The 21916-nt window shown below is 67.3% G+C and carries 21 protein-coding genes and 1 riboswitch; of the genes, 7 read left to right on the top strand and 14 right to left on the bottom strand.

What is annotated here, in order from left to right:
• Nucleotides 1–3: 3 nt before the first annotated feature.
• From ABH915_RS03185 to ABH915_RS03150, 8 genes are all read right to left on the bottom strand, one after another.
• Entirely contained in the window at nt 4–561 is a 558-nt protein-coding gene (locus ABH915_RS03185) for a DUF1990 family protein (protein WP_370117704.1), read from the bottom strand.
• A complete protein-coding gene (locus ABH915_RS03180; protein WP_370117701.1) occupies nt 558–968 on the bottom strand; it encodes an MmcQ/YjbR family DNA-binding protein in 411 nt (136 codons plus the stop codon). Before ABH915_RS03180 ends, ABH915_RS03185 begins: the two co-directional genes overlap by 4 nt.
• A gap of 24 nt (nt 969–992) precedes the next feature.
• The gene (locus ABH915_RS03175) at nt 993–2243 is read right to left on the bottom strand and encodes an acyl-CoA dehydrogenase family protein (RefSeq protein ID WP_370117698.1); all 1251 of its coding nucleotides are present in this window, start codon (nt 2241–2243) and stop codon (nt 993–995) included.
• Between the two features lie 27 nt (nt 2244–2270).
• The gene (locus tag ABH915_RS03170; protein ID WP_370117695.1) at nt 2271–3140 is read right to left on the bottom strand and encodes a MetQ/NlpA family ABC transporter substrate-binding protein; all 870 of its coding nucleotides are present in this window, start codon (nt 3138–3140) and stop codon (nt 2271–2273) included.
• 32 nt (nt 3141–3172) lie between these two features.
• Nucleotides 3173–4615: an LLM class flavin-dependent oxidoreductase gene (locus ABH915_RS03165; protein ID WP_370117692.1), complete on the bottom strand. Its 1443-nt coding sequence runs from the start codon at nt 4613–4615 to the stop codon at nt 3173–3175.
• Nucleotides 4616–4660: 45 nt separating this feature from the next.
• Nucleotides 4661–5326, bottom strand: a complete 666-nt coding sequence (locus ABH915_RS03160) for a methionine ABC transporter permease (RefSeq protein WP_018776122.1) — start codon at nt 5324–5326, stop codon at nt 4661–4663.
• The gene (locus ABH915_RS03155) at nt 5319–6128 is read right to left on the bottom strand and encodes a methionine ABC transporter ATP-binding protein (RefSeq protein WP_026539332.1); all 810 of its coding nucleotides are present in this window, start codon (nt 6126–6128) and stop codon (nt 5319–5321) included. The genes ABH915_RS03160 and ABH915_RS03155 overlap by 8 nt, the downstream gene beginning before the upstream one ends.
• Before the next feature lie 139 nt (nt 6129–6267).
• Nucleotides 6268–6357, bottom strand: a riboswitch (SAM riboswitch).
• A gap of 97 nt (nt 6358–6454) precedes the next feature.
• On the bottom strand, nt 6455–6880 hold the full coding sequence (locus ABH915_RS03150) for a CoA-binding protein (protein WP_370117688.1): 426 nt from the start codon (nt 6878–6880) through the stop codon (nt 6455–6457).
• A gap of 305 nt (nt 6881–7185) precedes the next feature.
• Between ABH915_RS03150 and acs the strand changes: the two genes are divergently transcribed.
• Genes acs through ABH915_RS03130 form a run of 4 tightly spaced genes read left to right on the top strand, consistent with a single transcriptional unit; the run spans nt 7186 to nt 12494 of the window.
• A complete protein-coding gene (gene acs, locus ABH915_RS03145; RefSeq protein ID WP_370117685.1) occupies nt 7186–9411 on the top strand; it encodes an acetate--CoA ligase in 2226 nt (741 codons plus the stop codon).
• Between the two features lie 10 nt (nt 9412–9421).
• Nucleotides 9422–10636, top strand: coding sequence for a dimethylsulfone monooxygenase SfnG (gene sfnG, locus ABH915_RS03140; RefSeq protein ID WP_370117682.1), 1215 nt, complete (start codon nt 9422–9424; stop codon nt 10634–10636).
• The gene (locus tag ABH915_RS03135; RefSeq protein ID WP_370117679.1) at nt 10636–12000 is read left to right on the top strand and encodes an O-acetylhomoserine aminocarboxypropyltransferase/cysteine synthase family protein; all 1365 of its coding nucleotides are present in this window, start codon (nt 10636–10638) and stop codon (nt 11998–12000) included. Before sfnG ends, ABH915_RS03135 begins: the two co-directional genes overlap by 1 nt.
• On the top strand, nt 11997–12494 hold the full coding sequence (locus ABH915_RS03130; protein WP_370117675.1) for a CoA-binding protein: 498 nt from the start codon (nt 11997–11999) through the stop codon (nt 12492–12494). Before ABH915_RS03135 ends, ABH915_RS03130 begins: the two co-directional genes overlap by 4 nt.
• An 89-nt stretch (nt 12495–12583) precedes the next feature.
• Here ABH915_RS03130 and ABH915_RS03125 read toward each other — a convergent pair whose 3' ends face one another.
• The 5 genes from ABH915_RS03125 to ABH915_RS03105 form a co-directional block, all read right to left on the bottom strand.
• Nucleotides 12584–13771, bottom strand: coding sequence for an IS30 family transposase (locus tag ABH915_RS03125; RefSeq protein ID WP_370117672.1), 1188 nt, complete (start codon nt 13769–13771; stop codon nt 12584–12586).
• 109 nt (nt 13772–13880) lie between these two features.
• The gene (locus ABH915_RS03120; RefSeq protein WP_370117669.1) at nt 13881–14687 is read right to left on the bottom strand and encodes a hypothetical protein; all 807 of its coding nucleotides are present in this window, start codon (nt 14685–14687) and stop codon (nt 13881–13883) included.
• Complete coding sequence (locus ABH915_RS03115) at nt 14684–15232, bottom strand: RNA polymerase sigma factor (protein WP_370117666.1); 549 nt, start codon at nt 15230–15232, stop codon at nt 14684–14686. Before ABH915_RS03115 ends, ABH915_RS03120 begins: the two co-directional genes overlap by 4 nt.
• Before the next feature lie 131 nt (nt 15233–15363).
• On the bottom strand, nt 15364–15870 hold the full coding sequence (locus ABH915_RS03110) for a hypothetical protein (RefSeq protein ID WP_370117663.1): 507 nt from the start codon (nt 15868–15870) through the stop codon (nt 15364–15366).
• A gap of 365 nt (nt 15871–16235) precedes the next feature.
• Nucleotides 16236–17246, bottom strand: coding sequence for a 1-aminocyclopropane-1-carboxylate deaminase (locus ABH915_RS03105; protein WP_370117660.1), 1011 nt, complete (start codon nt 17244–17246; stop codon nt 16236–16238).
• A 112-nt stretch (nt 17247–17358) separates the two neighbouring features.
• Between ABH915_RS03105 and ABH915_RS03100 the strand changes: the two genes are divergently transcribed.
• The gene (locus tag ABH915_RS03100) at nt 17359–18033 is read left to right on the top strand and encodes a GntR family transcriptional regulator (RefSeq protein ID WP_370117657.1); all 675 of its coding nucleotides are present in this window, start codon (nt 17359–17361) and stop codon (nt 18031–18033) included.
• A gap of 85 nt (nt 18034–18118) precedes the next feature.
• Here ABH915_RS03100 and ABH915_RS03095 read toward each other — a convergent pair whose 3' ends face one another.
• On the bottom strand, nt 18119–19408 hold the full coding sequence (locus ABH915_RS03095; RefSeq protein ID WP_370117654.1) for an adenylosuccinate synthase: 1290 nt from the start codon (nt 19406–19408) through the stop codon (nt 18119–18121).
• A 336-nt stretch (nt 19409–19744) separates the two neighbouring features.
• On the opposite strand from ABH915_RS03095, the gene ABH915_RS03090 reads away from it, so the two are divergent.
• Nucleotides 19745–20953, top strand: coding sequence for a cobalamin-independent methionine synthase II family protein (locus tag ABH915_RS03090; protein WP_370117651.1), 1209 nt, complete (start codon nt 19745–19747; stop codon nt 20951–20953).
• Between the two features lie 185 nt (nt 20954–21138).
• On the top strand, nt 21139–21771 hold the full coding sequence (locus ABH915_RS03085) for a uracil-DNA glycosylase (protein WP_028277428.1): 633 nt from the start codon (nt 21139–21141) through the stop codon (nt 21769–21771).
• Nucleotides 21772–21916: the final 145 nt, after the last annotated feature.

The following is a 21916-nucleotide window of genomic DNA, read 5'->3' as shown; positions in this document are numbered from 1 at the left end:
TGATCAGCTTTCACCTGCGGCGAGTTGACGTGCCCCTTCAATGTATCGGGAAGTGATGCGCCGCTGCGCCGACCGGGCCAGGAGGCCGCCGGCTGCGTAGAACCAGTTGGAGTGCCGGCTGAAGGCGGTGATGGTCAGGAAAACAAGCCCCGCAGCATCGATCTCCACTTCAAACGCCTCTTCGCCGCGCTCCGGATGACCCGGCAGTGTGCCGTACCCGAAGCCCGCGCTTTGCGGCCCGCCGCCGGGCACCGGCCGGCGCACCCACACCACCTCGCAGGGCGCGTTGATCCGGAAGGGTCTGACGCCGAATCCGCTCACCACCCGCGCTCCGGGCACCACGGCGTCGGAGGTGGTGCGGACGCGCAGCCCGGACCGCTTCTGAAGCTCCCAGGCAAGGATTCCCTGCGCCACCCTCCGATAGGTTTCCGGCCCGTCGCCGAGGTAGGTCCGGGACACTAGGGACGGGTATCCCGGAGGGGCCTGGCCGTGCTCGGTGGAGCCAATGCCCGGATAGTTCAGCGCGCCCCGCGCGATGCGGCCGGCGGGGTTGCCGCTCATGCGCCGTCGCCCCGGGTGAGGCCCGCCCAGCCCAGTTGCTCCCGCTGCTTTTGGCTGAGGGATGCCACCACCAGGTCGTAGGAGTCCTCCACCATGTCCCGGATCATGTCATCCGGCAGCGAGCCGTCCAGCCGGACCCCGTTCCAGTGCGTTTTGTTCATGTGCCAGGCACCGGTGATTTCCGGGTGGAGGGCGCGCAGCTGTTCGGCCAGGGCCGGCTCGCATTTGAGGCTCACGGACCAGTCGGCCGGGTCCATAGCCGACGCCGCGAACATCTTGGCATCCTGCCGCGCGCCGCCTGCGACGGCAGCCCGCACTTTGAAGACGGATGTCTCCGGCCCGAAGGGAAAGTCCTCAAAGGCGCCGGGGAAGCTCAGGCAGATCTCGCGGAGGGTGGCAACGTCCATGGCACGAGCCTATCCGGCTGCGGGCTATCCGGCAGTGCGGGCGTCGCCGATGCTGTGCAGCCCTTCGGGAGTGGTGCCGTTGACTTCGTAGTCGCCCACGGTGCGCGCCTTGAACACGGCGGGGTTGTGGGTGGCCACGGTCCGGGCGTTGCGCCAGTGCCGGTCCAGCGATTTCGACTTCGACGTGGCGGACGCTCCGGTCACGTCGAAGAGCTGCTGGGCCGCGGACTGGACAAGTTCGGGCACCAGCAGCTGCGCCTTTTCCACCGCGATCTCGCCGCGGACGTAGCGCTCCCCCGCGGTGAGGTCCAGGCCCTGGTCGGCACCGGCGTCGAGCTCCCGGGCGGCGGCCAGCACCACGGACTCCGCCGCGAAGACTTTGGCCGAGAGCTGGCCCACGAGCTGCAGGATCAGCGGGTCGCTGCGGAACAGGTCGCCGGACCCGGTGTTGAACGTGCGCTTGCGGTCGCGCACGAGTGCCCTCGCATCGGACAGCGCCGCCCGGCCGATGCCCGCCAGGACGGCGAGCAGGACCAGCTGGAAGAAGGCCGGCTCGTGCGTGGTGGATTCCGAGCGCCGGATGATATTGGCGTCCGGCACCACGGCGTCGCGGAAAATCGTGGTGCCGGTGCCGGTCAGCTGCTGGCCGAACCCGTCCCAGTCGTCGAGGATCTCAACCCCCGGCTGGGTGGTGCTGACCACGGCGTACTGCCGGCCCTCCACGCCCTCGGTGCTGGCCATGACGGCAATCCACTCGGCGAAGATGGTGCCCGTGGTGTAGTACTTCCTGCCGTTGAGCAGCCAGTCCCCGCCGTGGCGCGTCAGCTTCGTTCCGGTGGTGCCGAGGACATTTCCGGACTTCTCCGTGGCGGCGTTTCCAAAGATCTCCCCGGCCACCACCTTCGGGTACCAGCGGTTCCGGAAAGCCACTGATTCCAGCCCGACGGTTTCCACGAAGGCGAAGTGCGAGCGGTAGAGGTGGGCCACGGAGGAATCCGCCGCGGCGAGTTCGATGAGCAGCCGGAAGAAGGGCTCGAAGCCGATGCCGTCGCCGCCGTGTTCCGTGGGCACCCGCAGCCGGCCGAAGCCTTCCTCGTTCAGCCAGCGGACCTGTTCGAAGGGCAGGACCCGGTCCTGCTCGCGGGCCAGCGCGCCCTCCGCGATCCGGGCAAACACGGGCCGGAAACGCTGCGCGAGCGTCTCGTAGGCAGCTTCAGCCGAAGGTGCTCCGGCCGATGGCGCTGCGGGGGCTGTGGTCTCTGGTGCGTAGGACATGCGTTCCCTCGGTTGCTGGTGGCCGGACTAGAACTTGGCGACGTCGGCGGCGGGATCCTGGTCCCAAGGGGTGGGCAGGATGCCCTTCTGGTAGCTGGCAAACCAGGCTTTGACCTCCGGGGACTGGAAGGCGGCCTTGAGTGCCGCGGCCTTCTCCGACCCGGCGAAATCCTTCCGCCCGGCAACCACGATCCGGAACGGGACCTGGTCCGCATCCGTTTCGAAGGCCAGCGCGTCGTCTTTGCTGTGCCCGGCGTCGGCGGCCATCCGGGCGACGAGGAAGCCGGCGTCGACGTCGGGAAGGGTCTTGGCGAGGGACTGCTGGTCCACTTCCACGAACTGCAGCTTCTTCGGGTTGGCGGTGATGTTCTTCTGCGAGGTGTGGATCACGGTTGCGTCGGACAGCCCCAGCAGGCCGGCATCGCGCAGCATGAACAGGGCCCGGCCGTTGTTCGCCGGGTCTACGGGGATGCCGATCTTGGCGCCGTCCGGGAGCTCGTCCAGGGACTTGTACTTGTCAGACCAGATGCCGCCCGGCGCGCTGTAGACGTAGAACAGTCCCACGTTCTCCAGGCCCTTGTCCTGGTTGAACTGCTTCAGGTAGGCATTGTGCTGGAAGAAGTTGGCGTCGAATTCGCCGTTGGCCACGGCCAGGTTGGGCTGGATGATGTCCGTGACGTACGTGGGCTCCAGGGTCCAGCCCTGGGCCGCGAGCAGCTTCTGGGCCAGCTTGGTCGGTTCCTGGTACGGGGCGGACTCGGTGACGATGATCTTGATCGTCTTGCCGCCGCTGGCGCCGGCACCGCCGGGGTTGGTGAGGCCGCAGCCGGTCAGTGCCGCGGCGGACACTGCGCCAGCGCCGGCGAGGGCATACTTGAGGAAATTTCTACGCTGCATGGTCTTGGTCCTTTGTGGTGGTTCGCGCTGAGCTATGACTGGGCGGTGACGGTCGCGGGCTGGTTTTCGGCCGCCGCGGAGAATTCGGCGAAGGCTCCCCGGAAGGCGGCGGCGGGGTGGCGGCCGTTGAGGCGCGGCCCGGCGCCGAAGAGCTTCTCGCGCAGGGTTCCCGGCGCGTAGCCGGTCTGGGCCAGGCCACGGCTGCGCAGTTCCGGCAGCACCCCGTCGATGAAGTCGGTGTAGGAGCCGGGGATGGTCTGGTTGATGATGTTGATGCCGTCGATTCCGGCGTCCTGCCACTGCTCGAGGCGGTCGGCTATCTGGTCCGGCGTTCCCACCACCCGGTTGGCCCGGCTGCGGTAGAGCGCAATGTCGCGGAGGGTGGGGTTGCCGCCGCGGACGGAGGCACGGATGGCCGTGAGATGGCCCTGGCTGCCTTCGGTCTCCAAGTCACCGAGCGGGGTGTCCAGCGGCAGGCCGCCGAGGTCAACGCCGAACCCGCCGCCCACGTGGGCCAGCAGGGCCTCAATGTCCAGGCTGTCCTCGAGTTCGTCGGCCTTGCGGTTCGCCTCGGCCTCGGTGCCGCCCACCACGAAGTGCATGCCCTGCAGGAACTTCACGTCATCCGGATGGCGGCCGGCGGCAACGGCCTGTTCCCGGACGGCCGCGGTGTACTTCGCGGCCACCTCGGTGCTCGGCGCGAGGGTGAAGGTGGCCTCGGCGTTGGCGGCGCAGAACTGCTGGCCGCGGCCGGAGCTCCCGGCCTGGAAAAGCACCGGGGTGCGTTGCGGCGACGGGGCCGCGAGGTGGGGCCCGTCGATCGAGTACCGGGGTCCGCGGTGGTAGATCTTGCTGACTTTCTCCGGGTCCGCGTGGACTCCGGTCTCCTTGTCCCGGACCAGCGCATCGTCTGCCCAGGACCCTTCCCACAATTTGTAGGCAGCCTCGACGTATTCGTCCGCCCAGTCGTAGCGTTCGTCATGCTTGGTCAGCTCGGTGGCGTTGAAGTTCCGGTGCGCGTTTTCCAGCACGCTGGTGACGATGTTCCAGGCCACGCGGCCGCCGCTGATGTGGTCCAGCGTGGACATCTGCCGGGCGAACTGGAACGGGTGGCTCTGGATCACCGACGACGTCGCGGCCAGTCCGATCTCCCGCGTTCCGGTGGCGAGCGCGGACAGCAGGATGAGGGGGTCGTTGGAGGGCACCTGCAGGCCCTTTTTCAGCAGCGACGCCCAGCCGCCGTCGTAGTCGCCGTAGAGACCGACGACGTCGGCGAAGAAGATCGCGTCAAACTTGGCGTCCTCAAGCTGGCGGGCCAGGTCGACCCAGAGCTGGAGTTCGTTGAACCGGTGCTGCTGGGCCTCCGGGCGCCGCCACTGGCCGCCCATGATGTGGCTGGACGTGTTCATCACGAAGGCGCTGATCAGCAGGCGGGGGCGGGGTCCGTCGAAGCGGGTACTGGGTGTTGAAGTCATGGGGTGCTTTCCGCTGGGGAGGTGGGAAGAGGGTGCTGCGGGCGCTCAGAGGCGCTTGTCCAGGCGCCGGGCAACATAGGACCCGCCCAGCTGAACGATGGTGACCAGCAGGATCATCAGGACAATCGCGGTGATCATGAGCGGAGTTTCGTAGCGGTAGTAGCCGTACCGGATGGCGAAGTCGCCGATTCCGCCGCCACCCACCAGGCCGGCCATCGCCGAGTAGGAGATGAAGCTGACGGTCATGATGGTGATGGAGCTGACGAGTCCGGGCTTCGCCTCCACAATCAGGACGTCCCGGACGATCTGGGACCGGCTGGCGCCCATGGACCGTGCCGCTTCGACCACTCCGCCGCCGAGCTGGCTCAGGTTCTGTTCCACAAAGCGGGCGAAATAGGGGATGGCGTTGAGAGTCAGCGGGACAATGACGGCGGCCGTGCCGATGGTCGTGCCGACAATGAACCTGGTCACGGGAATGATCGCGATCAGCAGGATCAGGAACGGGAACGAGCGGAGCAGGTTGACCAGTCCGTCCAGGACGCGGTGCAGCTTTGGCCGGTGCTTGAGCCCGTTGGGACCGATGGTGTAGAGCAGGACACCCAGTGGTGTCCCGAGGAGCACCGCCAGCGGGATGGCCACCAGCAGCATGGTGAGGGTCTGGCCCATGGCGACGCCGATTTCGGGCAGGACTTCCAGGATGCGGTCAAACATTGATCAGGCCCTCCGACGCGGCTGTGGTGTGGGTGCCCCTCCCGGAGCGGTCCAACTGGATCTCATCGGAGACCAGGTAGCGGCCGATCGACGTCGCCGGGTGGAAGCCGGGGCGCTGGAGTTCGGTGAGATCGAACTGCTCCACCACCCGGCCCTCTTCCATGACCGCGACGTTGTCCGCGATGGCCTTGATGACGTTCATCTCGTGGGTGACCACCACGATCGTGATGCCGAATTCGGCGTTGACATCGGCCAGGTACTGCAGGACCGATGACGTCGTCCGGGGATCGACAGCCGACGTCGGCTCGTCGCAGAGCAGCACCTTGGGACCGGTGGCGAGGGCGCGGGCGATCGCCACCCGCTGTTTCTGGCCCCCCGAGAGTTTGGCCGGATATGTCCCCGCTTTGTCGGCGAGGTCCACGATTTCCAGGGTTTCGGCGGCCCGCCGGCGGCGTTCTGCCTTCCCGACGCCGGCGAACTTCAGGGACAGCTCCACATTTTCCTGGGCCGTGAGGTTGTTGAGGAGATTGAAGTGCTGGAAAATCATGCCGATGTCGTGCCGCTTGGTCCGGAGCTCGGCGTCGGAGAGGGTCACCAGGTCCACGCCGTCCACCAGGACGCGTCCCGACGTCGGGCGCTCGAGGAGGTTGATGTTGCGCAGCAGCGTGGATTTGCCGGCGCCGGAGAACCCGATGATGCCCTGGATGGTGCCCCGCCTGATGTGCAGGCTGACATCGTCGACGGCCGTGAAGGGGCCTGCGGCCGAAGCGAAGGACGTGCTGACATTCTGGATCTCGATCACAGGCCCCCACCTGCTCGGGGCCGCGGCGCTGCCGCTGTCTGCGTGTTCATGATTTCCTCCGGGCTCGCCCGAGGAAAGCCCTGGGTCCTGGCTTCCGGGCAGCGCTGAGCGAAGCCGCGGAGCCTAAGAACACAGTGGTTCTCCATCGGTCCTGGCGGTAGCACCGTCCTCAAAGAGGGGGTTGCTGCGGCGTCACAGAGCCAGATCTCTCAGCCGCTCGGGATGGTTACGAGTCCATCTCACACGGCAATGCGGCGAATACGGAAAAAGCCGGTCACATTTTGTAACCGACTCTTCCCAACCTGTTGATCGTCATTCCCGGGCCGTTAGATGCCCACGCGCCAGCCTTCGCGGGCCGGGCACGCGTCCACGACGACGTCCAGCCCGGCGGCCTTGGCGCGGTCCGCCGCGGCGTCGTCGAAGACGCCCAGCTGCAGCCAGACGGCCTTGGCGCCTACGGCGATGGCCTCGTCTATGACTGCCCCCACCCTGTGGGAGTTGACGAAGCAGTCCACGACGTCGATCGGGTGCTTCTCCGCCGGGATGTCCGCGAGGGAACGGTACCCCTTCTCCCCGTGGACGTCGTCGCCGGGAAGGTTGACCGGAATGATGGTCATGCCCATCCGGTCCCGGACATAGAGGGAGACTTCGTACGCCGAGCGCCATTCGTTGGTGCTGAGGCCGACCACCGCCCACGTGCCTTTGGTTCGCATGAGGCGGTCAATGACTGCCGGATCGTTAACATGGGCCATGCGTCAACCTTACTCCTGCGGCCTTTCCGGGCAATCGTCGAATAAATGAATGATTTCGACCGGACGCAGGCCGGGTGAACGAATATTACAGCGCTCCCGGGCGCCGATTTTGTGGAATCCTGCATCTCGGCTCTAGTAGGTAATGACCATCCCGAGCGGCCGAGAGACCTGGATCGATGACGCCGCAGCAACCCCCGGTGACGTGAGACGACCATTCCCACGGAACTGTTCCGCCCTCCTTCGAGGAAATTCGAGGGAACCGGAGGGACCAAGGGTGCTACTGCCAGGACCGATGGAGTGCAGCAATGACCCCTGAGAATTATTCCGCCCTGCCCACCTTTGCCCGGACCGCGTCCGAGGCATTCCCACAAACCACTTCGGACGCGACGGCGAACGAAGCAGGGCCGCGTGACGCGCCCGGCTCCTCTCGCGGCTCTTCGGGATGGTCCCTGAACGAGCCCACGGACGACGCAGTGCACGGCGTCCCCACCGACGGGCCGGCGCGTCACCGCAGCACCACCCCCGGAAACTACCTTCCCCGGCACGGCGCCGCCGCGACGGCGGGAACTGCCCAGGCAGAGACGGTTGCGTTCTGGGAAACCCAGGCTCTCCGCCTCGACTGGGCGGACGTGCCCGGCGGCACAACGGAGCGTGCCAAACCCTGGCACACCGCGCACCGCCGGGTCCCGGCCGACGTCGAGGACGGCGTCGGACCGCAGATCACCTGGTTCGAAGGGGGCAGACTCAATGTCGCCCACAACTGCGTCGACCGCCACGTAGCGGCGGGGCGCGGGGACAAGGTGGCCCTGCACTTCGAGGGCGAGCCCGGTGACCGCCGTGCCGTCACCTACGCCGACCTCCAGCGCGAGGTCTCCAAAGCCGCCAACGCCCTCCTGGACCTGGGCATCACCAAGGGCGACCGGGTGGTCATCTACCTCCCCGTCATCCCCGAAACCGTCATCATCACCCTCGCCGTGGCCCGCATCGGCGCCATCCATTCCCTGGTCTTCGGCGGGTTCTCCGCGGAGGCCCTGAAGTTCCGGGTCGAGGACACCGGCGCCAAGCTCCTGGTCACCACCGACGGCCAGTTCCGCCGCGGCACCGCCGTGCCGGTCAAGGACAACGCGGACGCCGCCGTCTCCGGCGACAACGCCATCGAACACGTCCTGGTGGTCAACCGGACCACTCCCGCGGGCGAGCTGGACACCGTCCCGATGACCGCGGGCCGCGATGTGTGGTGGCACGACGCCGTCGGGTCCGCCTCCGAGACTCACGAGGCCGAGGCGTTCGACGCCGAGACGCCGCTGTTCATCATGTACACCTCCGGCACCACCGGCAAGCCAAAGGGCCTGGTCCACACCTCCGGCGGCTACCTCACGCAGGCGTCCTGGAGCTTCGAGCACCTGTTCAGCAACCCGGACCCGGCGCTGCGGGAGAAGGACGTGCACTGGTGCACGGCCGACCTCGCCTGGGTCACCGCGCACACCTACGAGCTCTACGGCCCGCTCTCCAACGGCGCCACGCAGGTCATCTTCGAGGGCACACCCAACACCCCGCACCCGGGCCGGCACTTCGAGATCATCGAACGCTACGCGGTCACGCAGTACTACACCGCGCCCACCCTGGTCCGCTCCCTCATGGGCTGGTTCCCGGACGGCGTCCCGGACACGTACGACCTCTCCTCCATCCGTCTGCTCGGCACGGTGGGCGAGGCCATCAACCCCGAGGCCTGGCGCTGGTTCCGGGCCAACATCGGCGCCGGCACCGCCCCGGTGGTGGACACCTGGTGGCAGTCCGAAACCGGCGCCACCATCCTCTCCCCCGCGCCGACGGACCCCGGGTTCAAACCCGGCTGCGCGGCCCGCCCGCTGCCCGGCGTCAGCACACGGATCGTGGACGACGCCGGCAACACGGTACCGCCAGGCGTCCAGGGTTTCATCGTGGTGGACTCCCCCGGCCCCGCGATCGCCCGGACGGTCTGGGGCAACCCGCGCCGCTACTTCGACTCGTACTGGCGCCAATACGCCGAGCAGGGCTGGTTCCTCGCCGGTGACGGCGCCAAGTACGACGACGACGGCGACATCTGGATCCTCGGGCGGGTGGATGACACCCTCAACGTCTCCGGACACCTGCTCTCCACCATCGAGGTCGAATCGGCGCTCGTCTCCCACCCGGACGTGGTGGAGGCCGGCGTCTGCCCGGTCGCGGACCCGAAGACCGGCCACGCGATCGTCGCGTTCGTGGTGCTGAAGGATTCGGCGGCCACCCCCGACATCCAGGGTGTCCTGAAGGCGCACGTCGCGCAGCAGATCGGGCCGATCGCGAAGCCGCGGGACGTCGTCGTCGTTCCCGATGTGCCGAAGACCCGCAGCGGCAAGATCATGCGCCGGCTGCTGACCCAGCTGTTCGAAGGCACAACGCTCGGTGACACCACCTCGCTGCAGAACGAACCATCCATCGCGGGCATCCAGGATGTGCTGCGCGACCGCGCGGCGGAATCCCTGGCAACAGCAAGCCCCACCCGGAAGTAAAGGAACACCCATGACTGAGATCAGCAACGTCGCCCGTCCTTCCGAACCGCTCAAGTTCGCCTACTGGGTCCCCAACGTCTCCGGCGGCCTGGTGGTGTCCACCATCGAACAGCGCACCGGCTGGGACTTCGAGTACAACAAGAAGCTGGCCAGGATCGCGGAAAACTCCGGCTTCGAATACGCCCTGACCCAGACCCGGTACGCCGCCTCCTACGGCGCGGACAAGCAGCACGAGGCCACCTCGTTCAGCCTGGCGCTGCTGGCCGCCACCGAGCGCCTCAAGGTGATCTCCGCCGTCCACCCAGGCATGTGGCACCCCGGCGTGCTGGCGAAGTACATCATCACCGCGGACCACATCTCCAACGGCCGCGCCGCCGTGAACATCGTCTCCGGCTGGCTCAAGGATGAATTCACCAACTTCGGCCTCGAATGGCTCGAACACGACGAGCGCTACGTCCGCACCGAGGAGTTCATCAAGGTCCTCCGCGGGCTCTGGACCGAGCAGGACTACAGCCAGTCCGGCAAGTACTACAACATCACCGACTTCACCCTGAACCCGGCACCGGTGGACGTGCCGGGCCGGGCACACCCGGAGATCTTCTTCGGCGGCAACTCCACGGCCGCGCAGGCCACCGCCGGCCGGGTGGCTGACTGGTACTTCTCCAACGGCAAGGACCTCGAGGGGTTCAAGGAGAACATCGCCGGCGTCGTCGCCGCCGCCGGCGACAGCGGACGCGGGGCCGGGAACGCCCTGCCCACACTCCCCTCTCCCAGGTTTGGCCTCAACGGCTTCGTGATCGCCCGGGATTCCGAGAAGGAAGCCCGCGACACCCTCCGCGAGATCGTCGAGAAGGCGCACAAGCCCGCCGTGGAGGGGTTCCGCGCCGCCGTCCAGGAAGCCGGGGCGTCCACCAAGGACGGCAAGGGCATGTGGGCCGACTCGAGCTTCGAGGACCTGGTCCAGTACAACGACGGCTTCAAGACCCAGCTGATCGGCACCCCGGAGCAGATCGCCGAGCGGATCGTGGAGTACAAGAAGATCGGCGTGAACCTGTTCCTGACCGGCTACCTGCACTTCCAGGAGGAAGTCGCCGCGTTCGGCGCGGACGTCCTGCCGATTGTCCGCGAACTCGAGGCCGACCTCGCACGGAAGAACGGCGTCGAGCTGGACCTGTCCCGGACCCCGGCGGCAACCGGCACTACCAGCAAGCTGGTGAACGCGTAATGGCTGACCGCAAGTACGGATTCCGCACCCGCGCGCTGCACGCCGGCGGCACCCCCGACGCCGAGCACGGCGCCCGGGCCGTGCCGATCTACCAGACCACCTCCTTCGTGTTCAAGGACACCCAGGACGCCGCGAACCTCTTCGCGCTGCAGAAATACGGCAACATCTATTCCCGGATCGGCAACCCCACCGTGGCCGCGTTCGAGGAGCGCATCGCCTCCCTGGAGGGCGGCATCGGCGCGGTGGCGACGTCCTCGGGGATGGCGGCGGAGTTCATCACCTTTGCCGCCCTGACCCAGGCCGGGGACCACATCGTGGCCGCCTCCCAGCTCTACGGCGGCACGGTGACCCAGCTGGACGTCACCCTGCGCCGCTTTGGCGTGGACACCACCTTCGTCGCCGGCACCGATCCGGCGGACTACGCCGCCGCCGTGCGGGAGAACACCAAGGCGATCTTCGTGGAGGTGGTGGCCAACCCGTCCTCGGAGGTCCAGGACCTCGCGGCCCTCGCGAAGGTGGCGCACGACGCCGGCGTCCCGCTCGTCGTCGACGCCACCTTGAGCACGCCCTACCTCGTGCGGCCGATCGAGCACGGGGCGGACATCGTGATCCACTCCGCCACCAAGTTCCTCGGCGGCCACGGCACCACCCTGGGCGGCGTGATCGTCGAAAGCGGCCGCTTCGATTGGGGCAACGGCAATTTCCCGACCATGACCGAGCCCGTGGCCTCCTACGGAGACGTGTCCTGGTGGGGCAACTTCGGCGAGTACGGGTTCCTCACCAAGCTGCGCTGCGAACAGTTGCGCGACATCGGCCCGGCGCTGTCCCCACAGTCGGCGTTCCAGCTGCTGCAGGGCGTGGAGACGCTCCCCCAGCGCCTCGACGAGCACCTGAAGAACGCCCAGGCCGTGGCCGAATGGCTGGAAGCGGACGAGCGCGTGGCCTACGTGAACTTCTCCGGCCTGCCCTCGCACCCGCACTTCGAGCGGGCGAAGAAGTACCTGCCGCTGGGTCCGGGCTCGGTGTTCTCCTTCGGCGTCAAGGGCGGCCGGGCCGCGGGCCAGAAGTTCATCGAGTCCCTGCAGCTGGCCTCGCACCTGGCCAATGTGGGCGACTCCCGGACCCTGGTCATCCACCCCGGGTCCACCACCCACCAGCAACTGAGCCCCGAACAGCTCGAGTCAGCAGGTGTCCCCGAGGACCTGGTCCGCATCTCCGTTGGCCTCGAGGACATCGACGACATCCTCTGGGACCTGGACCAAGCGCTGGACGCGGCGTCCCAGGCGGCCGTTGAGCCCGCCCCGGAGGAGCTGAATGCCGGGCCGGATGAAGCCGCCGCCTGCACGATCGGAGTGAACGCATGAGCACGGAAGATGCCAGGACTTGGACCGGACCGTCGGCGCCGGAGCGCCTGAACCTGCTGCGGCAGGCGAAGTCGATCGCGATTGTGGGCGCCTCGGACAAGCCGTCGCGGGCGAGCTATTTCGTGGCCACCTATCTGCAGTCCTCCACCCGGTACAAGGTCTATTTCGTGAACCCGGTGGTGAAGGAAATCCTGGGTCAGCCGACGTATGCGTCGCTCGCGGACCTGCCGGAGAGCCCGGACATTGTGGACGTGTTCCGCAAGCACGGCGATTTGCCGGGGGTGCTGGACGAGGCCATCGCCGCCGGCGCCAAGACTCTCTGGCTGCAACTGGGTTCCTGGCATGAGGACGTTGCCAAGGAGGCCGAGGCCGCCGGGCTCGACGTCGTGATGGACCGCTGCGTGAAGATTGAGCATGCCCGGTTCCACGGCGGCCTGCACCTGGCCGGGTTCGACACCGGCGTCATCTCTTCCAAGCGGCAGGTCCTGGCCTAAGTCCAGCCCACCTGCCAACCCACCCGTTGCGCTATCACTTACGGTCGTTCTCAGCGGGCAAAGTCAACTGGTCGGTGCAACGCGGGTGTTTAGGCTGCTGTTTGCAGCAGCTGGTTCAGCCGGTTGGCTGGGGTCTGCAGGTTGAGGGTGGGACGGGGCCGGCGGTTGAGTTTCGCTGCGACCTGGCGGAGGTCTTCGGGGGTGTGGACGGAGAGGTCCGAGCCTTTCTCGAACCAGAATCTCAGCAGCCGGTTGGTGTTCTCGTTGGTGCCGCGCTGCCAGGGCGAGTGCGGGTCGCAGAAGTAGAGCGTGGTGTCCAGGGCGGTCTGGATCCGGTCATACTCGGCGAGTTCGGTTCCGCGGTCCCAGGTGATCGAGCGTCGCAGGTGATCCGGGAGGTGGCCCATCTCCCGGATCATCGCGGCAGCGACGGTGTCGGCGGTGTGGTCCCCGGGGAGGTGGAGGAGGATCGTGAACCGGGTCGAGCGTTCCACGAGGGTGCCGATCGCGGTCCCGTTAGAGCCGATGATCAGGTCTCCCTCCCAATGCCCGGGCACGGCCCGGTCCTGGACTTCGGCCGGGCGTTCGCTGATCTTGAAGGCCTCCTTGTAGGGGCTGTTCTTGTGCCGGTCCGCGGCATGCGGGACGCGCTGCTTCCGTTTCAGGCTGAGCTTTTCCGCCAGGTCCGCCCGCAGACTTCCGCGGGTTTGGACGTACAGCGCCTGGTAGATCGTTTCGTGGCTCACCTGCATAGTCTGATCGTCGGCGAAGTAGAAGGCCAACATCTCCGAGATCAGTTTCGGGCTCCACCCGTCATCCATCCATACCCCGATCAGCCGGCACAACGCCTCGTCCTGGACCAGTTTCAGCGGTTTGGGCCGGCGCCTGGCCTGGTGGGCCCTCGTGTGGGCGACCGAGGCGTAATACACCCCGTCGTCGCCGGTGTTGCGGTTGACCTCACGCCAGACCACGGATCTGTCCCGGCCGATCAGCTCGGCGATCTTGGCGTAACTGAGCCCGCTGCGCTGGCCCATCTGGATCATCCCCCGCTCAGCCAGGTCCAGCGCCCGGCCCGGGCCCCCGGGCGAGGGCGCCGGATCCGCCAGGCCCCCGACTGGCCCCATGTCCATAGTCATCATCCGGCCAGACTGGGCCCACCAGTTCCTCCCGGTCCCATGCGTGGCCCCGACACACCGGGCGGCAGCAAGAATCGACCTCCCCGAGCACACCAGATCAAAGAACTCAGTGCGCGCTTCCAGGGAAAATACATTGACCATCAAACGCTCCATCAATGAGAGCGTTGCTACGACCATAAGAATTTGCCGGCGCTCGTGACCGCCCTAGGTGATAGCGCAACCGGGTTAACAAAGGGCTTTAAAGGGCGGCCTATGGCTGGCCGGGGGCCTTGGTCGGAACGACGCCGGGCAGGGTTGGCGTGATGTGGCCCGGAACGCGCGGCAGGTCCTTGCCTGCGTTTCCGCCGCCGCCCGGAAGGCCGGGTGACTCTGGCAGTCCCGGCGCCCCGGGCCGCTGGCCGGGGGTCGGCAGGATGCCGTCGCGGCCGACGGCGGGCGGCATGGCGGGCGGGGCGTGTCCGGCCGCCGGGGAGCCCGGAGTGCTCGAGTTGCTGCGCGCCGATGCTCCGGACGGGGCAGCGCCGGGCGTGCCGGGACCCGGCGTGGCGCCGGGCACGGGAAGGGCGGGGATGGTGGACGGCGAGGGCGCGACATGCTCCGGGGCCGGCGCGCCGTGGCCCGCGGGCTGGAAGATAACCCCGACGGTGTGGCTGACGCTGTGCCGGAAGTCCTCGCTGGATGCCGCCACGGCGCCGGCACCAAGGGTCATGGCACCCACGACGGCGCCGCCGACGATGGCCAGCCGACGCTTCCGGCCGCGGCGCTCGGCGAGGCTCGTGACCCCGGCTGGCAGCGATGCATCGGCGTCATTCTTCGCGGACGCGACCGTGGCCAGCGCCATCGTCGTGGCTGAGTCAGGGGCGGCTGGACCGGCTGCTCCGGCCGTTCCGGCGGCGAACAAGGCCTCGAGGTCGGCGCGGGGTGCGGGAGCCGCATCCGGGACCACGGCGCGGAGCTGTTCCAGGGCGCTCCGAAGCTCGGCCGCGGATTCGAGGCCGGAGTCGCCCAGCATCGCCTGGATGGTGTCATCCTGCTGGGGGTCGCGGGTGCCGGTCATGATGCTGCGTGGTCCTTTTCGGTTACGAGTTCGCGCAGGGCACTGAGCCCGCGGCGCTGAAGCTGCTTGATGGCACCCGGCGTCTTGTCCATGATGCCGGCCACCTGTTCGATGGAAAGGTCCGCGACGATCCGCAGGACCAGAACTTCGCGCTGCTCCTCATTGAGCCTCGCGAGAGTGTCCGAGATACCGCCCAGGGATCCGAGCGCTTCGTCCTCGGCCGATGCCGAGTACCGTGCGTCGTTCAGGGGGTCGTATTCGGTCAGGTGCGGCGTGCGTTCTGCCCGCCGCCTGTAGTCGACCAGCCGGGCGTGGGCGACGGAGAAAATGAACGTCCGCAAACCCGTGTGGCCGCCGCGGACGCCGGCCAGTTTCGGCAGCACGTCCACGAACACGTCCTGGGTGAGGGCCTCGGCGTCGTCCACGCCCCGGGCCCGGAAGTAGCCCAGCACGGCCGGGGAAATGACCGCGTACACCGCGCTGAAACCAGAAGGGTCACCAGCTAAAGCGGCTGACAATTCGTCGTCGCTTAGCTGCTGTGCCAAGAGGCTGTCCTTCCGTTACTGCTGGGGTGCGGCCCCCCGCAATTCTAGCGGCCGCACCCCCGAGCCCTTCAAAGTGAGGGCTCCCTCCTTGCTGTCAGACCCGTGCCGGGTCCAGGCAATACAGCCGGATATTACTTGTCGTGCTGGGGCAACTCGACGGACGGCTGGGCCGGAACGGCCGGCACGGCCGGAGTTGCCGGAACGCCGTCGGCGCCCGGAACCGCGGGGACGGCCGGGGTTGCCGGAACTGCGGCGTTCACGTTGGCGTTGGCGTGCGCCTCGCCGGCAGCCCCCTTGACACTGGCACCGCCCTTGACGGTGGCACCCTCCTTCGAGTCCACGGAGCCGTCGACGGAGCCCTCGGTGCCATCAACCTCGGCGTCGGCCTCGGTCTGGCCCTTGGCGGAGCCGTCAGCGGCCGGAGTGGCCGGAACGGCGGGGACGGCGGGCTTCGCCGGGAGCGTCGGAGTGGCCGGAACTGCCGGGACAGCCGGCGTGGCGGGCGTAGCGTGGTTCACGTCGGACTGCTGGGTGCTGGAAACCTGGGCCGCGTTGGCCAGTCCGATGCCGGAGAACCCTCCGACTGCCAGGATGGCGGCGCCGACGGCAATCTTGGTGGTCTTGCTAACACTCTTCATAACAGACATACATCCTTTGTTTTTTGGTGGAGGCGGGCTGATGCCTCGGGGGCAGTCGACAGCCCGCTCTCGCCGTGGAAGGCTTGCCGGCGCCCATGGGGGCAGGCGCCGGCAAGCGCTTACGGTAAAGGGCCGACCGGAGACCAGATGGGGGGAAGGCGCCGGTCGGCGCTTACGGTGGAAGGCCAGCCGGTGTCTGGTGGGGGGTCCGAACTCCGGCGGCGCTTACAAAGAGGTAATCGCTGGGCGGGCCCGAAAGGTTACGCACCGATCGGAATTTTCTTGACTTCTTTTTTAGCCGGCGCTGGCGGGGCATAAAGACGACCGCGGTCCCGCCAGGGAACCCGCCGCCGTCGTGCGCCGTGTCAGGACCGGAAGAGCCCGCTGTAGGCGTTGAGGGCGATCTGGCCGCCGAGGTGGGCGTAGAGGACATTGCTGCCGGCCCGAATCTCCCGGCTCTTCACGAGGTCGATTAGCCCGGCGAGGGACTTTCCTTCATAGACGGGGTCGGTGATCATGGCCTCGAGCGAGGCGCCAAGGCGGATGGCCTCCAGGGTGGACTCGACGGGAATTCCATAACGGTCCCCGGCCCAACCCTCCATGACGTTGATTTCGTCGTCGCGGAGTTCCCGGCCCAGGCCGATCAGCTCGGCGGTGTTCCGGGCGATGCGTTCAACCTGGTCGCGGGTCTTCGCCAGCGTCGCGGAAGCATCGATGCCGATCACGCGGCGCGGCTTGTCCTGGCCGGCGAAACCCGCGATCATCCCGGCGTGGGTGGAGCCGGTGACGGTGCAGACGATGATCGTGTCGAAGAAGATGCCGAGCTCGCGCTCCTGCTCTTCCACCTCGTAGGCCCAGTTGGCGAAGCCCAGCCCGCCCAGCCTGTGGTCGGACGCGCCGGCCGGGATCGCGTACGGCTTGCCACCGGCAGCCTCAACCTCCTCGATCGCGGTCTCCCAGCTGCTGCGAATGCCGATGTCGAAGCCCGCACTGTCCAGCCGGACGTCGGCGCCCATGATGCGCGAGAGCAGGATGTTGCCTACCCGGTCGGACAGCGGATCCGGCCAGTCGACCCAGTTTTCCTGAACCAGGCGGGCTTTGAGGCCAAGTTTCGCGGCCACCGCCGCGACCTGGCGGGTGTGGTTGGACTGGTAGCCGCCAATCGAGACGAGGGTGTCCGCACCCTGCGCCAAGGCATCCGGGACGAAGTATTCAAGCTTGCGCGTCTTGTTCCCGCCAAACGCGAGGCCGCTGTTGACGTCCTCCCGTTTCGCCCAGATTTGCGCCCCGCCCAGGTGCGCGCTGAGCCGCGGCAGCGGGTGGATGGGGCTCGGTCCAAACATCAGGGGGTAGCGCTCAAAATCGGTGATGGCCATCGTCGGTCTTTCGCTCGCGGTGGGAAACGGCTGGGTGAACAACAAATATGCAATATATTGCATTGTCGGATACCTGCCCCGGGAGGGGCAAGGGCAATATACGATATGTTGCATGCCCGTTCCCTCGCTCGCCGGAGTCCACAAGCGGCCGCTGCTGCGGGACAACGTCTTTGAATCGATCCGGAACGCGATCGTCGACGGCACTTTCGAGCCCGGCGAACGGCTAAAAGACACAGAACTGGAAGCCTGGCTGGGCGTGAGCCGGACACCCATCCGGGAGGCGCTGTTGCGGCTGGAACGCGCCGGACTGATCGTTGCACTGCCGGGCAAGGCGACAATCGTCGCCCCCTGCGACCAGGCGTCGACGCTGAGCACGCAGCAGGTGGTGGCAGGACTGCACGAACTGGCCGCCCGCCTGGCCGTCCCGCTCCTGTCGGCGGAGCACCTCTCCGCCATGGGCGAGGCCAATGCGCGCTTCGAACAGGCCCTGCAGGCCGCGGAGGTCGAGTCGGCGCTGCAGGCCGATGACGATTTCCACGCCGTCTTTGTCACGGTCAGCGGCAACCCGGTGCTCCAGGAACTCCTGGAACAAACCACCCCCGTGCTGCGCCGGGTGGAGCGGATGCGCTTCGGTTCCTTTGCCGCCCGGGAATCGGTGGCGCAACACGCCGAAATCATCCGGCTCGCCCGCCTCGGCGACGCCGAGGCCGCCGCCAGGGCATGCCGGGAGAACTGGCTCTCGCTGCAGTTCACGTCCGCGGAGGACCCCGCTGAGACCCGGCCTTAACTGCGACGGCGGCGGGCCGCCTTTGTCAGGTGACCCGCCGCCGTCGTGCGCCAGCTGGTGACGCGTCAGTTGGTGTCAGTCGGCGCTAATCGTTGATGAGGTCGTTGACCACGATTGTCTGGTCGCGGTCCGGGCCGACGCCGATCGCGGAGAACCGCGTGCCGGAGAGCTTTTCGAGGGCCAGGACGTAGTTCCGGGCGTTTTCCGGCAGGTCGTCCAGGGTGCGGGCGCCGGTGATGTCCTCGGTCCAGCCTTCGAAGTATTCGAAGATCGGCTTGGCGTGGTGGAACTCGGTCTGGGTCATGGGCATTTCGTCGTGCCGCATGCCGTCGACGTCGTAGGCCACGCAGACCGGGATCTGCTCGATGCCGGTCAGCACGTCCAGCTTGGTGACGAAGTAGTCCGTGAAGCCGTTGACCCGGGAGGCGTGCCGCGCCAGCACGGCGTCGTACCAGCCGCAGCGGCGGGGACGGCCGGTGTTGACGCCGAACTCGCCGCCGGTCTTCTGCAGGTACATGCCCATCTCATCGAACAGTTCCGTCGGGAACGGACCTGCGCCCACGCGCGTGGTGTAGGCCTTGATGATGCCGATGGAGCGCGAGATCCGGGTGGGGCCGATGCCGGAGCCCACAGAGGCGCCGCCCGCGGTCGGGTTCGAGGACGTCACGAAGGGGTAGGTGCCGTGGTCAACGTCCAGGAAGGTGGCCTGGCCGCCCTCCATGAGGACCACCTTGCCCTCGTCCAGGGCGGTGTTCAGGACGTAGGTGCTGTCGATCACCAGAGGGCGGAGGCGCTCGGCGAAGGACAGGAAGTACTCCACGATCTCGTCCACCTCGATGTCGCGGCGGTTGTAGACCTTGACCAGGAGCTCGTTCTTCTGGCGCAGCGATCCCTCTACCTTCTGGCGCAGGATAGAGGCGTCAAAGACGTCCTGGACCCGGATGCCGAGGCGGGCCACCTTGTCCATGTAGGCAGGGCCGATGCCGCGGCCGGTGGTGCCGATGGCGCGGCTGCCGAGGAACCGCTCGGTGACCTTGTCCAGGACCTGGTGGTAGGGCGCCACGAGGTGCGCGTTGGCGGAGACGCGCAGCTTGGAGGTGTCCGCGCCGCGGGCCTCCAGTCCGTCGATCTCCTGGAACAGGGCTTCCAGGTTCACTACGCAGCCGTTGCCGATGATCGGAATCGCGTTCGGGCTCAGGATGCCGGCCGGAAGGAGCTTGAGCTCATACTTCTCACCGCCTACGACGACGGTGTGCCCGGCGTTGTTGCCGCCGTTGGGCTTGACGACATAGTCAACGCGGCCGCCAAGCAGGTCAGTGGCCTTACCTTTGCCTTCGTCGCCCCATTGGGCTCCGACGATCACGATTGCTGGCATGGGATCCTCCCCCATTCGTTCGGGCCGAGCTGCGTTTAATGACCAGGCGGTCACGGCAGCTCAGCGCCGTTCATGAGAATGCCCCGAATCTATCGCTGTGTTCGTATCCAACGCCAGAGTTCCGGGGCTCTTACCACCCAAGTTTAGCCGAAATCGGTGGCCGGCATCGCTTTGGGTCCTTGCTTGGACGCGCCGCCTGGCCGGTGGTGAACGCCAGGGCGGCTTCCGCGAGGGCGGGCGACGCGTCCCGACACATAGCATGCACCACTTGCGGGACCGCGCGGTGTGGAATTGAGTGGGAGTGAGAATCCCGAGCGGCTGAAAGGAAACCGCGCCATGTCCCGGACCACCGACCACATCCGTGTGACCCATGCTGGCTCGTTGCCCCGCACGCCGGAGCTGATCGCCGCGAACGAGGCCAAGGAAACTGACGGCATCACGCCCGAATTCCTGGACCTGCTCGAAACTTCGGTGGTGGACGTCGTCCAGCACCAGAAGGACCTGGGCATCGACATCCCCAATGACGGCGAGTACGGGCACACGATGTCCAGTTCCGTGGACTACGGCGCCTGGTGGAATTACTCCTTTTCAAGGCTCGGCGGCCTGGAACCGACCGACGTGGACCGCTGGGCCGACGCCAGGGTGCACCGCTCCTCTCCCGGCCACATCGTCCTGACCTCCTTCACCGACCGGCGGGACCGGCTGAAGTTCGAAGACGCCTACGACGACCCTTCCTCCGGGATCCTGGCCCACCGCAAGGCCGTCACGCAGCCGAAGATCGCCGGGCCGCTGACGTACACGGGCCAGGAGCTCGTCGCCTCGGACGTTGCCAACCTCAAGACAGGCCTGGCCGCGGCCGGGCTCGCCGAGGGGTTCATCGCCTCCCTCTCCCCCGGTTCGTGCGCCCGGGTGGCCAACGATTACTACGGCAGCGACGAAGAACTCCTCTACGCCTGCGCCGACGCGATGCGCGAGGAATACCAGGCCATCATCGACGCGGGCCTGACGGTCCAGCTCGACGACCCCTCCCTGGCCGAGAGCTGGGACCAGATCAACCCCGAGCCGAGCCTGGCGGACTACCTGAAGTTCATCCAGCTCCGGGTCGAAGCTACCAACTGGGCGCTGCGCGGCCTTCCCCAGGAGCAGATCCGGCTGCATGTCTGCTGGGGTTCCTGGCACGGCCCGCACACCACGGACATCCCCTTCGCGGACATCGTCGACTCAGTCCTGCAGATCAATGCCGGCGGTTACTCCTTCGAGGCGGCCAACGTCCGGCACGAGCACGAATGGCGCGTCTGGGAGGATGCGAAGCTTCCCGAGGGGAAGGTCATCATCCCCGGCGTCGTCTCCCATGCCACCAACGTCGTGGAGCATCCGGACCTCGTGGCCGACCGGATCGTGCGCTTCACCGAGCTCGTGGGACGTGAAAACGTGATTGCGTCCACCGATTGCGGGCTGGGCGGCAGGGTGCATCCCCAAATCGCGTACGCCAAGCTGGAGGCCCTCGGCGAAGGGGCACGCCGCGCCACCAAGCGGCTCTGGTAGCAGCGCGGGGGCGGCAGGGTCCCGTCCGGCGCTGCATTTCGCGGGGCTTGATAGACTGATAAGGATCGACCAGGAATCGGTCCACACCACATTTTCAAACCACACCATTGCTCCGCATGCCCATATTCGGCGTGCCTGCATCCGGTGTGGCTGCTTTGCCAATCCCGCAGGAGACCCAGCAACATATGACAGCCCTGGCCACCGAAAATTTCCGCGAAGAGCTTCTGAGCCGCCGGTACGAACCTAACGTCGCCCCCGTCAACGAGCTCCTTGACGTCCTCCAGGCAACCAAAGCTGGCACCGCTGTCCCCTACGTGGACCCCATGCACGACGTCGACGAGTGCCGGATCATCAGCCTGTACTCCAACATCGGCACCGCGGACGCGTCAGGCTTCATCACCGCCGGCGACGACGAGGCCGCCACCCGCATGCTGGGCATCCAGTGGAAGCTGGGCCTGCGCCCCGAATTCGTCATGCCGTGGAACGTCCACCCGTGGCACGTCCCCGGCGAGCCGAACGGCAAGTTCACGCCGGACCAGATTTCGGCGGGCCTGAAGCCGCTGCTGAAGTTCCTGGCCCTCGTGCCCCGCGCCTCCGTGATCGTGGCCCACGGCACCGAGGCCAACCGCCTGGCCAACCTTCTGCTCAAGACCGAAGTGCCCATGATCTGGCGCCGCGGCCTGAAGACCTACAAGGTCCGCTCGCTCAGCGGCCGGGCGTTCGCCGGCACCCCGGCCCGGCAGGAAGAGTACCTGGCGGAGATGCACACCGCGTACGCCGATGCCATGGCCCGCACGGGCCTGGCCAAAGCCAGCTAGTCCCCACCCGCACCACCCATTACGAACGACGGCGGGCTTCCACCTCAGGGTGGGAGCCCGCCGTCGCCGCTTAAACCCCAACGCGGGGTCACTTACGGCCCATCCACCGGGGTGGAATGGGCCGTAAGTGACCCCGCGTTGGGGT

The sequence above is a fragment of the Arthrobacter sp. MW3 TE3886 genome, from assembly GCF_041262145.1.
Lineage (GTDB): Bacteria > Actinomycetota > Actinomycetes > Actinomycetales > Micrococcaceae > Arthrobacter.
The sequence above is the reverse complement of the archived record's forward strand: the minus strand, read 5'-3'. Positions and strand labels throughout refer to the sequence as shown.